At 70.0% G+C, this 1057-nt stretch carries 1 protein-coding gene; it reads right to left on the bottom strand.

What is annotated here, in order from left to right; all coding sequences use genetic code 11:
• On the bottom strand, window positions 1–1057 hold a 1057-nt coding region (gene metK / locus FKR81_RS43105), incomplete at both ends, for a methionine adenosyltransferase (RefSeq protein ID WP_146361384.1).

Here is a 1057-nt window from a genome sequence, read left to right on the forward strand (position 1 = left end):
GCGACGTCGGTGCGGCCGAAGTGGCCGTACGCGGCGGTCGGCGCGTAGATCGGACGCAACAGGTCGAGGTCGCGGATGATCGCAGCCGGACGCAGATCGAACACCTCGGTGATCGCCTGCTGGATCTTCGACGGGTCGACGGTCTCGGTGCCGAACGTCTCGACGAACAGGCCGACCGGCGCCGCCTTGCCGATCGCGTAGGCGACCTGCACCTCGATCCGCGTGGCCAGCCCCGCGGCGACCGCGTTCTTGGCCACCCAGCGCATCGCGTACGCGGCCGACCGGTCCACCTTCGACGGGTCCTTGCCCGAGAACGCGCCACCACCGTGCCGTGCCATGCCGCCGTACGTGTCGACGATGATCTTGCGGCCGGTCAGGCCCGCGTCACCCATGGGGCCACCGATGACGAAGCGGCCGGTCGGGTTGACCAGCAGCCGCACGTCGGACGTGTCGAGACCGAGCTCGGCGATCTCCGGCACCACCACGTGCTCGCGGATGTCGACGCCGAGCAGCTTCTCCAGGTCGATGCCGTCCGCGTGCTGCGTGGACACGACGACGGTGTCGAGACGAACGGGCTGGTCACCGGCGTACTCGATGGTGACCTGGGTCTTGCCGTCCGGACGCAGGTACGGCACGGTGCCGTCCTTGCGCACGGCGGTCAGGCGGCGGGACAGCCGGTGCGCGAGCGCGATCGGCAGCGGCATCAGCTCGGGCGTGTCGGTGCACGCGTAGCCGAACATGAGGCCCTGGTCGCCCGCACCCTGCCGGTCGATCTCGTCCTCGGCACCGTCCACACGGTTCTCGTACGCCGTGTCCACACCCTGCGCGATGTCCGGCGACTGCGACCCGATCGCCACGTTCACGCCGCACGAGTGGCCGTCGAAGCCCTTCGCCGACGAGTCGTAGCCGATGCCCAGGATCACGTCCCGCACGATCGACGGGATGTCCGCGTACGCCTCGGTCGTCACCTCACCCGCGACGTGGACCTGGCCCGTCGTCACCAGCGTCTCGACCGCCACCCGCGAACGCGGATCCTTCGCCAGCAACGCGTCCAGGA

This window comes from Lentzea tibetensis, from assembly GCF_007845675.1.
Classification (GTDB): domain Bacteria; phylum Actinomycetota; class Actinomycetes; order Mycobacteriales; family Pseudonocardiaceae; genus Lentzea; species Lentzea tibetensis.